Below are 10,882 nucleotides of genomic sequence, written 5' to 3'. Positions count from 1 at the left end.
TTCTCCGAACAGGGTCACAGACCGGCCCACCCATTGCCACAGCTGATGTCTGAGGGAGGCGAGCCGTCAGCCCCGGCTACGCCGGGGCTGATCCCCCCGAGTTACACCACTCCATGGGACGCCGCTCAGCCGCAGGTTCAGGGCATCTGGCTATTCGGCTCGCGGATTGGACCTGCAGCGCTTGGCCGAGGCCGCTTAGGCCTCATTTCTGGCTAAGTTAGCTAAACAGAGGGTTGCTGATCGTGCAGGTCAACATGCTCGATGCCAAGAGCCAGCTCTCGTGCCAGCCCATGTGGATGCCGCTTTCAGTGAGGCTGTGGATCAACAGGTTGCACGGCTGTTTGGCAGCTGATGCGCCTGCTGCTCGACACCAGAGCCTCGCTGCTGGTGCGCTGCTTTTGCCTGTGCTGGATGGTCATGTGATTCAAACTGCCCAGCTCCCTCTGGTGCACCACGATTCTTTCGGCCACCTGTTGATTACCCAGGCCCAGGCCCAGGTCGAGAGTCTGATGGCGTTGTCATCGGACGCCCATTGGCCTGCTTACGACGTGCCACTGCGACGCCCTCGGCACTCCAGTACTGTTTTAGGTACTAAGCTTTAGGCTCCAGCGATCGCTGTGCCATGGATCAGCAGAACGCGCTCACCTCAGCTGAGCTCAAGCGCCGTGGGATTGCAGCGATTGAGCAGGCGCTGCAGCATGGACCAGTCCATTTGTTGAAGCGCAACCGATCGGCTGCTGTGGTGCTGAGTGAGCAGCACTACCGCCAGCTGCAGTTGCAGGCATCACAAGCTCCTGTGGCTGAAGCCTCGGCGTTGCAGTGGCTGCTGGCCCTGCCGCCATCCACGAGCCCGCGCAGTAAGGCTGAGATCGATGCTGAGCTGGCAACTGAGCGCAACTGGTGATTGCCTTCCTGGATGCCAGCGCACTGATCTATTTGGTGGATGGTGAGGCCCGATGGGCCGAAGCCACCCAGGCAACCCTCCATCAGCTTGCTGTCGAGGCACCTGATCTCCCACTGGCTGTGAGCCGCCTAAGCCTGCTGGAGTGTCGTGTGGCTCCACTGCGGCGGGGTGATCAAGCCTGTTTGGATCGCTTTGAGGCGTTGTTTGCCCAGCCAGATCTGCTGGTTGTGGAGCTCAGCGCCTCTGTGGTGGAGCTGGCGACCCAATTGCGCGCCAACCATGGGCTGCGTACACCCGATGCCCTGCAGGCAGCTTGCTGCCTGCAACTGGGGCCTGATGCCGTGATGATGACGGGTGATGCCGGATTTCAGCGCGTCCAGGCTTTGCAGGTGCGCTTGATTGCCTGCGCCTGATGCCCTGCTCGACTTTGAGGGTCCGGCCGACCTGGCCGCCTGGCTGGCCGCCAACGGCTGAAGCGGGGCCTTCGCGTCATAGCCGATCTGCCAGATCTAAATCTGGGGCTGGCACTGGCCTGCCCCTCAATCCGCACCGAGGGTGATGAGAGTGCTGGCGTGAACGTTCTGCTCGCCACCAACGTGTTGCCTGAAACGATCAAATGGCTTATGGCGTGTTTGAGCAGCCAGCCAGCACGGAGGTCTGGTTGAAGGCCCCCCACCCGCTGCTGCATCAAGCCAGCCCACTGCATCACTGCCGCACCGCAATCGGCGCACTGGCGTAGCGGGCTGTGTATTTGGGGCTGACACCCGAGATCACCGTTCTGGAGGTGCTGGTGCATCTCAATCCTGATCAGTGAAGCCCAACTTGAAGCCCTGTTTGGCCAGGCCTAAAACTTGGGCTGTGGCCCTACATTAATGTCATTGACATCTCCTCGACTTCGCGGTGACTCCCATGGTTCAGGTCACGGCCAGGCTTCCCGACACCCTCGGCGCTGAGCTTGATGCAGCGGCACAGCAGCTCAACCGCTGCCGAGCCGACATCATTCGTCAGGCAATCGAGTACTACCTCGACGACATCGAGGATTTGCGCTGTGGGGTGGCAGCCCTGAAGGACCCTGCCGACCCTGTTCTCGACTGGCTTGAGGTGCGAGATGCGCTGCTCGCTGCGGATTAAACGTTCTGCGGCAAAGGCGTTGGCCGCGCTGCCGAAAGCTGACCGGGTGCGGCTGGTTGAGGCCATCAACCTGCTCTGCGACACCCCAGCCGCCGGCTCTGCCCTCAAGGGTGAATTTGAAGGACTGCGGCGGTTGCGTGTAGGGAACTACCGCGTTGTCTATGAATGGCAGCGCAGCGAACTGGTGATCCTGGTGGTGCGCATCGGCCATCGACGCGAGGTCTATCGCTGACCTGCCTCCAACAAGTGCACGCAGCCAGTGAACACCGACCGCTGGTACTACCGGGTCTTCCAGAGCGCCCCCGGGGATCGGCTCTACCGCTACTGCCTCGCAGAAGCCTTGCGGCTTTGAAGCCCTCGAGATCAAAGAGCTGAGCCAGCAGCCCAATCTCGACCCCCTTGCTCAACCTGCTCACCCTGCCGGTGCGGCCCGAGAGCGAACTGGCAGCTAGCAGTCAGCAGATCCTGGCCAGTCGCCCTGATTTAAAAACAGTTGTACTGCCTATGCCGGTACAAAAATTTCCTGAACTCACCACGGCTGTTTCTTGCAGCACGCTCAAATCATGGTGATAGCCGGCCTCCCCCGAGAAGAGATCCTCCATACCAGGGCGATACAGGATTTGCTGGCAGAAGGCCGCCAGGAAGGCGAAGCCCGCGGCGAAGCCAAGGTGACCCTCCGCCTCCTCAACCGCCGCTGCGGCCCACTTACTGGCGCCACCACCACCCAGATCCAGGCCCTACCGCTGGAGCCGCTGGAAGTCCTAGCCGATGCCCTGCTCGACTTCCAGGGCCCGGCTGACCTGGCCACCTGGCTGGCCGCCAACGGCTGAAGCGGGGCCTTGATTCGACTGTTCAAACTGCTTGACGCATCAGAGTCACAGCCGATCTGCCAGATCTAAATCTGTGGCTGGCACTGGCCTGCCCCCCAATCCGCCCCGAGGGTGGTGAGAGTACTGGCGTGACCGTTCTGCTCGCCACCAACGTGTTGCCTGAACCGATGCGGGAACAGCCGGATACCTGGCGCTACAAGCGGTCTCGCCATTTGACGCTAGGATCGCTTCAAATGACGTTGCTTGGACTGATTAGCTCATGGCTTCTGTGATCCCTGCCACAACGCACAAGACGTCTCAGGAGGCTGATCTGAGCCAATCGTTCTGGCAGCGCGCTGCCGAGCTCGGCGCCCTGGATGAACAGCAGCGCTTGGATGCGATTGAGCAGGGCTGGAGCAGCAGCTGGCTGGCGGCCCTGCGCCAGCACCTGCACCTCAAGGCGGCGGATCTTGAGCCATTGCTGGCCCTCTCGGAGGCCACGATGGCCCGCCGCAGCCGCGAGCAGGCGGCGCTGGATCTTGTTTCCTCCGAAAGGCTGGACCGGCTGATGGAGGTATTGAGCCTTGCTTATGGCGTGTTTGAGCAGCCAGCCAGCACGGAGGTCTGGTTGAAGGCCCCCCACCCGCTGCTGCATCAAGCCAGCCCACTGCAGCACTGCCGCACCGCAATTGGAGCGGGACAGGTGCGGCGTCTGCTCCAAGCGCTGGAGCACGGCGCACCGGTGTGAGCGAGGGTGTGATTCGGGCCTGGCGGCTTAGCAAGGCTCGATACGCCGGCGATCTCACCGGCCAGGGAGCGGCGCGCGATGGCCAGCGCTGGAACCAATCAGGGCAGCGGGCTGTGTATTTGGGGCTGACACCCGAGATCACCGTTCTGGAGGTGCTGGTGCATCTCAATGGTGTGTTGATCGCGCCGTTGGTGCTCAGTGCCTACGAGGTGCCTGCTGGGTCGGGCCTGATCAGTGAAGCCGAACCTGAAGCCCTGCCAGCAGGCTGGAACGCGATCCCCCATGGCCAGGCCAGCGCCGTGTTTGGTGGCGACTGGCTGCGGGACGGAGGGCAGCTGGGCCTTCTGCTGCCCTCGGTGGTGGTGCCTCAGGCCCGCAACCTGCTGCTCAATCCGCTGCACCCGGCCATGCCGAAGGTGGCGCTGGTGCATCAGGAGCCGTTCCAACTGGATGAACGCTTGGCCTAAAAATAGGGCTTGCAATTGGCCCTTAGGTGGATCAAAAAGGGCTTCTCCACGAGCCGCCAGAAACACCAGCCCGAATAACCCAGTCAGCCGCCTGCCGCCAACGAGACCCCGAACCCACAAAGCCCCTCACGGGTCGCAGCCCGAACCTCAAGCCGCGGCTACCTTTTCGCCAGCAAGCGCCCGCAGCCAGTGAATACCGACCGCTGGTACTACCGGGTCTTCCAGAGCGCCCCCGATCTGATCCGCGCCCTCCTGCCCGGCTCAGCCGCCGCCGACAACCCGCTGGGCCTCGACCCCGGCGCCCCCGGCGATCGGCTCTATCGCTTTGAGGCGCTCGAGATCAAAGAGCTCAGCCACCGCCTCGATGGTGTTTTGTGGCCGCGCCAAAGCACTGGCTGCGCCGAAACCGGCAGCCCCGAGTTCCCCGTGGTGCTGCTGGAGGTGCAAATGCACCCCGACCAAGGCTTCCACCACCGCCTGGCAGCACAGACCTACCGCTTTCTGCAGCAGCAGCCCCAAGTGGAGCACTGGGCTGTGCTGGTGATTACGCCCCACGGCCGGCTCAAGCTCGGCCCCACCCAGGCGCTGCAGCTGTTCCTGCAGCAGGTGGTGTGGCTCAGCCTGGAGCATCTGAGCCAGCAGCCAGATCTCGACCCCCTGCTCAACTTGCTCACACTGCCGGTTAGGCCTGAGAGCGAGCTGGCAGCCAGCAGTCAGCAGATCCTGGCCAGTCGGCCTGATCTAGAAACGGTTGTGCTGCCTATGCTGGTGCAACGTTTTCCCCAGCTCACCGAGGCAGAAATCATGGTGATAGCCGGCATCCCCCGCGAAGAAATCCGCCATACCAGGGCGGTACAGGACTGGCTTGCCGAGGGACGCCAGCAGGGCCGCCAGGAAGGCCGCCAGGAGGGCCGCCAGGAAGGCGAAGCCAAAGGGCGCCAGGAGGGCGAAGCGGCAGTCACCCTCCGCCTCCTCAACCGCCGCTGCGGCCCCATCAGCGAGCCCACTACCGCCCAGATCCAGGCCCTGCCGCTGGAGCAGCTGGAATCATTGGCCGACGCCCTGCTCGACTTCCAGTGCCCAGCCGACCTATCCGCCTGGCTGGCCGCCAACAGCTGAAGCAACACCTCTAAGGTTGTTTTTGAGAGTCCGGACTTAGCGTCGCCAACGCCGCCCACCAATCCATCGGCCGTGGCTGCCGCTGGAGAAAAGAGCTGATGGCGCTACCAGAGAAGCCTGCAGGGGAACGCCTGAAGCGCTGGATCCACGGTCACCAGGGTGAGCCTGGCCAGCTCAGCCTGGGCGGCCAGCAGACGATCAAAGGGGTCGCGGTGGGGCATGGGGTAGCTGCCAGCATGCAGGCCCTGTTGCAGGGTGATCGGCAACAGCTGAAACCCTTGGGCTGCAAGCAACCCGGGCAGATCATCGAGCAATTCCCTGGCCGCTGGCAGCTTGCCCAGGCGCACCTTGGTGGCGATCTCCCAACCGGAGGCGGCGCTCACATAGACCGCATTGGCGGGATCGCTGATGGCGGCGTGTACGGCAGGGGAGAGACGACCCGGCTCAGCCAGCCACCACAGGAGAGCATGGGTGTCGAGCAACAGCTGCGTCATCACGGGCAAGGTCAGAAGAGAGGCTGCTCGAAGGCAGCAAGCTCCTCCTCCGGCAGAGGTTCCAGCAGCAGCTCCGGTGCTGGCAGCGTGATGCTGCCAGCCAGGACTCCGGCCTGGCGGCGCGGGCGAGGCTGGTCGAGAGGCACCAAGCGCGCCCAGGGCTTGCCTCCTTTGGCCACAAGGATTGTTTCGCCGGCGTGGGCGGCATCGATTAAGCGAGAAAAGTGGGTTTTGGCCTCATGCACATTCACAACACGCTCAGCCATGGGGTGCGGATCCATCGGAAACCAACTTAGTCCACTTGTGGACCAAGCAGGAGGCATCAGCTGATGGATTGCATGATCACCCCCGACGACTCCATCTTCGTGGCCGGCCATCGCGGCATGGCGGGCAGCGCCATCTGCCGGGCGCTGCAGGGGGCGAGCTACAGCAACCTGCTCACGGCCAGCCGCGCCGAGCTGGATCTGGAAGACGGCCCAGCCGTGCAGCGCTGGTTCGAGCAGCACCAACCCACGGTGGTGGTGCTGGCGGCGGCCAAGGTGGGCGGCATCCAGGCCAACAACAGCTACCCGGCTGATTTCCTGCTCGATAACCTCAAGATCCAGACCAACCTGATTGACACGGGACAATCCGCCCGCAGGCGCGGCACCGAGCGCGGTTCCTGAGGCAGCCTGGCCCTCCCCCGGCGGTTGCACTGACCCGCCTGGTGCAGCACCCGATAGAAGCTGCTCTCTGAGCCAATAAAAAGTTTCTGATCGACCAGTGCCGGCACGATCTGCCCTGGCGGCAGTGCGGCGTACTCCGGCTGGTTGCAGGTCAACAGGATCCGCTGGCGCTCTTCCTCGCTCAGCCGGTGACCTACCAGGCGAGCACTGCCTTTACGGCGATCCACGCCGTCCCCATCACCCAGGAAGGCCTTCCGCCAGCGTTTGAGGGTGCGCAGGCAAATGCCGATCACACCGCAGGCCCTCAACAGGCCGGCGCCCGCAGCATTGGCCTCGCCGATTAACTCGATCACCTTCCGCCGGTGCACGGCGCTGGTCAGCCTTCCTCGTCCTCCGAACAGAAGGCATCCCACTTTTTTTGCAGCACCAGCAAAGCCGCCATTTCCGCCATGGCCTTCTCCTTGCGCTGCAACTCCTTTCTGAGGGCTTTGATCTCCCGCTGGTCCTGGGCGCGGAGCTTCTCAAGCTCCTTCTGTTCGGCCATCGTCAGCACCGGCTTGGCGTTGGCATCCTGGGCCGCCTGCCGCCAACGGCTTACCTGCTCCGGGAACAGGCCCCGCTCGCGGCAGTAGGCGCTGAGCTCGGTGGCGTTGAGGCCAGAGCTCTCCAGTACAACCGTGAACTTGTCAGCAGCGCTCCAGCCCTCTGGTTCCTTCTCGGATGACGGCACCACCTCTCCCTGCAACCGCCAGGCCTTTCTCCAGTTGTAGAGGGTGGCGAGGTGAATGCCCAGCTCTTCTGAGATCCGGGCCACGCTCTGCCTGTGCGGCGGGCTCATCCGCCTCCTCACATCAGCCTTGACGGCCTCGCTGTATCGACGCATTAGTCATGTCCTCAAGCCCCCGGATGTACTGATCAGAGGGGTGACAACTTTCCTGAAACCGGGGGCAGGGTGATGAAGTGATCACCACCCCTCGCACATTTATTGCCACCGCCTCCAGCGCTGTGCTGCTGGGAGCCAAGCCCGTGTTCGCTGATGTGGATCCCGATTCCGGCGCCATCACCGCAGCCACCATTGCTCCCCTGATCACCCCCCGCACCAAGGCCATCTCGGTGGTGCACCTGGGCGGCTGGCCGGCCGACATGTCCGCGATCTGTGATCTGGCCCGCGCCCACGGCATCGCCGTGATCGAAGACTGCGCCCAGGCCCATGGTGCCCGGATCAATGGCCAATCCGTGGGCAGTTTTGGCGATGTGGCCGCCTGGAGCTTCTGCCAAGACAAGATCCTCACCACCGCCGGCGAAGGCGGCATGGTCACCACCTCCCGCGACGATCTCTGGGATGCCATGTGGGCCTTCAAGGACCACGGCAAAACCCACCAGGCTGTGTTCGGCCGCGAGCACCCGCCTGGTTTTCGCTGGCTGCATGAGCGCTTCGGCTCCAACTTCCGCCTCACCGAACTTCAGAGCGCCATCGGCCGCATCCAGCTCCAGCGCCTGCCGGAGTGGACTGCAGCTCGCACCCGCAACGCGCTGCAGCTGGCCGAGGCTTTGCATGACCTGTCCGCCGTGCGTGTGCCTCTTCCTCCTGAGGGGCTCACCCATGCTTGGTACAAGTTCTATGCCTTCGTGAAACCTGATGCCCTCGCCGATGGCTGGAGTCGTGATCGCATCCTTTCCGAAATCGCTGCCCTTGGTTATCCAGCCCTCTCCGGCAGCTGCAGCGAGATCTATCTGGAGAAGTGCTTCCAGGATGCAGGCCTATCCCCAGCCGAGCGCCTGCCCGTTGCCCGCGAGCTCGGCGATACCAGCCTGATGTTCCTCGTGCATCCCACCATCACCACTGAGCAGATGGCGGGCTATGCCGAGGCTGTGCGAACGGTGGTGCAGCGGGCTTGCCGGTAGTGCTTTTTGGCCAGAAGCGTCGCCAAGTGCTGGTTGTCCTTTTGCTTGGAACTTCGGCTGCAGGGCTATGGCTGGCCTGGCCCTGGCTTGTTCCGCTTGTTTTCCCGGTTCCCACGTCTGGCCCTGGTAGCGATCTGGTGGTGGTTCTGGATGGTGGCTCAGGTCGCTTCGCCGCAGCCGATCGCATCGGCCAATCGCTGCCCCAGCCGCCTCGCCACCTGCTAATTCGCTGCCCTAGAGGTGCGCTCCCACCCCAGCCCACCCCCGAACTGCTCCAGGGCTTTGACACCGCCACCCAAATCACCGCCCTCGCCAACTGGTTGCGCCACCAGCCTTCGCCCCGCAGTGCCCGGGTGTGGATTGCCACCGATCCCGATCACACCGCCCGCGCAGTAGTCCTTGCCCGCATTGCTCTTGGCAGCCAGGGCATTCGCGTTGGCCCGGCTGATTTGCCTACCCCCAGCCCCAGCGAGCACCGCAAGCTGCTTCGGGATGCCCTGCGCCTCACCCTCTGGCGCGCCACTGGCAGCACCGGCGCTTGGCTCGCTCCCCAGGTTGTTGCCCGCAAACGGGCGGATTGTGGGGTGTAGGGGGTGTATGTCGGCGAGTGGCGTTAACCAGCTCTTGACGCGAACATATGTACTATGATTGTTGCGTTGTTGTTGCCGGGCTGTGGCGCAGGTCGACCCCGTTTCAGAAACTGCGCCAGACTCAGAGGCAACGTCTGCTTCCCGTCGCCGTTGCGGCTGGTTTGATCTCCAGGGCTGGCTCGAAGTGCTCGCCGGCATTGTGATTGCACTGATCGCCCTCCTCACCTCCTATGACCACATCGCCCTCCCCGCCGGCGCCGCCCTCCAGCTCCCGCAGCAATGGGGCGTCTGGAGCATCGCTGCCTCAGTGGCGCTTGTGGTTGCAGACGCTCAACTGGCGACGGGATCCCGACGTCGAGCAGAAGATCAACGCCTCCAGGCTGAGAACGAAGCAGTTCGAGAGCGAAATCAACGCCTCCAAGCAGAGAACGAAGCAGATCGAGAGAGAAACCGAGCAGCTCAAGAACGAGAACGCGCGGCTCGCAGCAGTCGAGTCCAGGCTCGCGCACTTCGAGCGGGAGCACTTGTCCAACTCGAGCCCTCTGTCCTCCACCGACGATTCCTCGCTCTTGTAGTCGCCGAACTGGCCCAGCTCGCCGATGAGCCGGCCTGAGCGCCTGCTGCGCGCTCGCCAGATCTGGGGTGCTCTGTTGCTTGGATCTTCGGCTGCAGGGTTTTGGCTGGCCTGGCCCTGGATTGTTCCGCTTGGTTCTCCGGTTCCCACGTCTGGCCCTGGTAGCGATCTGGTGGTGGTGCTGGATGGTGGCTCAGGTCGCTTCGCCGTAGCCGATCGCATCGGCCACGCCCTGCCCCAGCCGCCCCACCGCCTGCTAATCCGCTGCCCCAGAGGTACGCTCGCGCCCCAGCCCACCCCCGAACTGCTCCAGGGCTTCGACACCGCCACCCAGATCACCGCCCTCGCCCACTGGTTGCGCCACCAGCCCTCGCCCCGCATTGCCCGGGTGTGGATTGCCACCGATCCTGATCACACCGCCCGCGCCGTAGTCCTTGCCCGCATTGCCCTTGGCAGCCAGGGCATTCGCGTTGGCCCGGCCGATTGGGCGACCCCCAGCCCCAGCGAGCGCCGCAAGCTGCTTAGGGATGCCTTGCGCTTCACCCTTTGGCGGGCCACCGGGTCCACCTGCGCCTGGCTGGCGCATGATGCGTTGGCCGTCAAGCGGGCGGATTGTGGGGTGTAGTAGGGGTGTAGGTCGTGAGGGCTCTGCTGGTTGGGGAGTTTTCAGCTGCGGATGGCCAGGCCCTTGTTCCGGCGGGATGCGCTTGCAGCTGCGAGTGCAAGCAGTATTGATCCGCGCCCCGCGCTGTGTTCCCGTTGATCAGTACAGGTGTATTATGAGCTGAGCGGCGAGTGTTCGGCGTGGGTAGGGCTTTCTTGTTCGACATCCAGGGTTGGATCACCCTTCTCCTGGGCGGCCTGCTGGCGCTGATCACTCTTTTCTCGTCGTACAGCCATGTCCACATCCCCTTCATCGGCGCCGTCGCCCTCAATCAGCAAAGGCTGTTTCGATAAATCTGCCTACTACTCCTCATTGTCCTGGTTCCGCCGCTGCTTGGCGTAGCCGCAGGCTTCTGCGAAGCAGTTGCTCAATTGGCGACCCGTTGTCGACTACGAGCTGAGAGAGATAGAGTTCAATTGCAGAGAGATCGCGCACGAGCAGCGGATGAGGCAGCTCGAGAACGAGGACGCGCAGCTGAGGAAAGACGACGAGCAGAGGAAGATCGCACACGAGCAGAGGAAGATCGAGCACGAGCAGCGAATGAAGCAGCTGAAGAGCGAGAACGAGCGGCTCGCCGAGCTCAACGCCAAGCTCAGTGCAATCTTGTTCAGCTCCGACACCAGCTCGACCCCTCCGAACGCAACGCCAGGCGAGTCCGAGATGTGATCTCGCTGCTGGAGGAGTACGGTGACTGCCAGGAAAGATGACGTCTCTGCTGCTGATCAGGCAGCCATGGCAAATGTAGCTGGTTGATGTTCGATTTCCGGGGGTGGTGGATTGATCCAGACCACTTCCGGTTGACGCCAGCAACG

General features: G+C 63.3%; 22 protein-coding genes. 18 read left to right on the top strand and 4 right to left on the bottom strand.

Features of this window, described 5'->3' with window-relative positions:
- Nucleotides 1–242: 242 nt before the first annotated feature.
- From KBY85_RS14645 to KBY85_RS16010, 11 genes are all read left to right on the top strand, one after another.
- A complete protein-coding gene (locus KBY85_RS14645) occupies nucleotides 243–602 on the top strand; it encodes a hypothetical protein (protein WP_254962201.1) in 360 nt (119 codons plus the stop codon).
- A 20-nt stretch (nucleotides 603–622) separates the two neighbouring features.
- A complete protein-coding gene (locus KBY85_RS14640) occupies nucleotides 623–904 on the top strand; it encodes a hypothetical protein (protein WP_254962199.1) in 282 nt (93 codons plus the stop codon).
- Nucleotides 901–1,317, top strand: coding sequence for a PIN domain-containing protein (locus tag KBY85_RS14635; RefSeq protein WP_254962198.1), 417 nt, complete (start codon nucleotides 901–903; stop codon nucleotides 1,315–1,317). The genes KBY85_RS14640 and KBY85_RS14635 overlap by 4 nt, the downstream gene beginning before the upstream one ends.
- 203 nt (nucleotides 1,318–1,520) lie before the next feature.
- A complete protein-coding gene (locus tag KBY85_RS16105) occupies nucleotides 1,521–1,643 on the top strand; it encodes an antitoxin Xre/MbcA/ParS toxin-binding domain-containing protein (RefSeq protein WP_396121895.1) in 123 nt (40 codons plus the stop codon).
- A 170-nt stretch (nucleotides 1,644–1,813) separates the two neighbouring features.
- A complete protein-coding gene (locus KBY85_RS14630; protein WP_106501115.1) occupies nucleotides 1,814–2,035 on the top strand; it encodes a ribbon-helix-helix protein, CopG family in 222 nt (73 codons plus the stop codon).
- 19 nt (nucleotides 2,036–2,054) lie between these two features.
- Nucleotides 2,055–2,267 (top strand): type II toxin-antitoxin system RelE/ParE family toxin, encoded by a 213-nt coding sequence (locus KBY85_RS14625; RefSeq protein WP_254929046.1) that lies wholly within the window; start codon nucleotides 2,055–2,057, stop codon nucleotides 2,265–2,267.
- 167 nt (nucleotides 2,268–2,434) lie between these two features.
- Nucleotides 2,435–2,605: a hypothetical protein gene (locus KBY85_RS14620; RefSeq protein WP_254931965.1), complete on the top strand. Its 171-nt coding sequence runs from the start codon at nucleotides 2,435–2,437 to the stop codon at nucleotides 2,603–2,605.
- The gene (locus KBY85_RS14615) at nucleotides 2,599–2,865 is read left to right on the top strand and encodes a DUF4351 domain-containing protein (RefSeq protein ID WP_254962197.1); all 267 of its coding nucleotides are present in this window, start codon (nucleotides 2,599–2,601) and stop codon (nucleotides 2,863–2,865) included. The genes KBY85_RS14620 and KBY85_RS14615 overlap by 7 nt, the downstream gene beginning before the upstream one ends.
- A 259-nt stretch (nucleotides 2,866–3,124) precedes the next feature.
- Nucleotides 3,125–3,592 carry an antitoxin Xre/MbcA/ParS toxin-binding domain-containing protein gene (locus KBY85_RS14610; RefSeq protein WP_254962196.1) on the top strand — a complete coding sequence of 156 codons (468 nt, stop codon included), beginning with the start codon at nucleotides 3,125–3,127 and terminating at the stop codon, nucleotides 3,590–3,592.
- Nucleotides 3,589–4,059: an RES family NAD+ phosphorylase gene (locus KBY85_RS14605; RefSeq protein ID WP_254962195.1), complete on the top strand. Its 471-nt coding sequence runs from the start codon at nucleotides 3,589–3,591 to the stop codon at nucleotides 4,057–4,059. Before KBY85_RS14610 ends, KBY85_RS14605 begins: the two co-directional genes overlap by 4 nt.
- Before the next feature lie 189 nt (nucleotides 4,060–4,248).
- Nucleotides 4,249–5,178: a DUF2887 domain-containing protein gene (locus KBY85_RS16010; protein ID WP_254962194.1), complete on the top strand. Its 930-nt coding sequence runs from the start codon at nucleotides 4,249–4,251 to the stop codon at nucleotides 5,176–5,178.
- Between the two features lie 104 nt (nucleotides 5,179–5,282).
- Here KBY85_RS16010 and KBY85_RS14595 read toward each other — a convergent pair whose 3' ends face one another.
- Nucleotides 5,283–5,672 carry a type II toxin-antitoxin system VapC family toxin gene (locus KBY85_RS14595; protein WP_254962193.1) on the bottom strand — a complete coding sequence of 130 codons (390 nt, stop codon included), beginning with the start codon at nucleotides 5,670–5,672 and terminating at the stop codon, nucleotides 5,283–5,285.
- 11 nt (nucleotides 5,673–5,683) lie between these two features.
- Nucleotides 5,684–5,938, bottom strand: a complete 255-nt coding sequence (locus KBY85_RS14590; protein WP_254962192.1) for a type II toxin-antitoxin system Phd/YefM family antitoxin — start codon at nucleotides 5,936–5,938, stop codon at nucleotides 5,684–5,686.
- Nucleotides 5,939–6,001: 63 nt separating this feature from the next.
- On the opposite strand from KBY85_RS14590, the gene KBY85_RS14585 reads away from it, so the two are divergent.
- Both KBY85_RS14585 and KBY85_RS16005 read left to right on the top strand, forming a co-directional pair.
- A complete protein-coding gene (locus KBY85_RS14585) occupies nucleotides 6,002–6,337 on the top strand; it encodes an NAD-dependent epimerase/dehydratase family protein (protein WP_396121894.1) in 336 nt (111 codons plus the stop codon).
- Nucleotides 6,338–6,525: 188 nt separating this feature from the next.
- Nucleotides 6,526–6,681: a hypothetical protein gene (locus KBY85_RS16005; protein WP_254962202.1), complete on the top strand. Its 156-nt coding sequence runs from the start codon at nucleotides 6,526–6,528 to the stop codon at nucleotides 6,679–6,681.
- Nucleotides 6,682–6,713: 32 nt separating this feature from the next.
- On the opposite strand, the gene KBY85_RS14570 is transcribed toward KBY85_RS16005, so the two are convergent.
- Nucleotides 6,714–7,175 (bottom strand): helix-turn-helix domain-containing protein, encoded by a 462-nt coding sequence (locus tag KBY85_RS14570; RefSeq protein WP_254962191.1) that lies wholly within the window; start codon nucleotides 7,173–7,175, stop codon nucleotides 6,714–6,716.
- Nucleotides 7,176–7,297: 122 nt separating this feature from the next.
- Here KBY85_RS14570 and KBY85_RS14565 point away from each other — a divergent pair, with 122 nt between their 5' ends.
- The 4 genes from KBY85_RS14565 (at nucleotide 7,298) to KBY85_RS14550 (ending at nucleotide 10,031) form a co-directional block, all read left to right on the top strand.
- On the top strand, nucleotides 7,298–8,242 hold the full coding sequence (locus KBY85_RS14565; protein WP_254962190.1) for a DegT/DnrJ/EryC1/StrS aminotransferase family protein: 945 nt from the start codon (nucleotides 7,298–7,300) through the stop codon (nucleotides 8,240–8,242).
- Nucleotides 8,243–8,379: 137 nt separating this feature from the next.
- Nucleotides 8,380–8,832: a YdcF family protein gene (locus KBY85_RS14560; protein WP_254962189.1), complete on the top strand. Its 453-nt coding sequence runs from the start codon at nucleotides 8,380–8,382 to the stop codon at nucleotides 8,830–8,832.
- A 320-nt stretch (nucleotides 8,833–9,152) separates the two neighbouring features.
- Nucleotides 9,153–9,407, top strand: a complete 255-nt coding sequence (locus KBY85_RS14555) for a hypothetical protein (RefSeq protein ID WP_254931721.1) — start codon at nucleotides 9,153–9,155, stop codon at nucleotides 9,405–9,407.
- Nucleotides 9,408–9,431: 24 nt separating this feature from the next.
- The gene (locus tag KBY85_RS14550) at nucleotides 9,432–10,031 is read left to right on the top strand and encodes a YdcF family protein (RefSeq protein WP_254962188.1); all 600 of its coding nucleotides are present in this window, start codon (nucleotides 9,432–9,434) and stop codon (nucleotides 10,029–10,031) included.
- A gap of 152 nt (nucleotides 10,032–10,183) precedes the next feature.
- Here KBY85_RS14550 and KBY85_RS14545 read toward each other — a convergent pair whose 3' ends face one another.
- Nucleotides 10,184–10,348: a hypothetical protein gene (locus KBY85_RS14545; RefSeq protein WP_254962187.1), complete on the bottom strand. Its 165-nt coding sequence runs from the start codon at nucleotides 10,346–10,348 to the stop codon at nucleotides 10,184–10,186.
- Between the two features lie 85 nt (nucleotides 10,349–10,433).
- Here KBY85_RS14545 and KBY85_RS14540 point away from each other — a divergent pair, with 85 nt between their 5' ends.
- Complete coding sequence (locus tag KBY85_RS14540; protein ID WP_254962186.1) at nucleotides 10,434–10,736, top strand: hypothetical protein; 303 nt, start codon at nucleotides 10,434–10,436, stop codon at nucleotides 10,734–10,736.
- Nucleotides 10,737–10,882: the final 146 nt, after the last annotated feature.

This window comes from Cyanobium sp. BA5m-10 (assembly GCF_024346255.1).
In the GTDB taxonomy this organism is placed as follows: domain Bacteria; phylum Cyanobacteriota; class Cyanobacteriia; order PCC-6307; family Cyanobiaceae; genus Cyanobium_A; species Cyanobium_A usitatum.
Note: the sequence above shows the minus strand (reverse complement) of the source record. Positions and strands in the feature narration are given on the sequence as shown.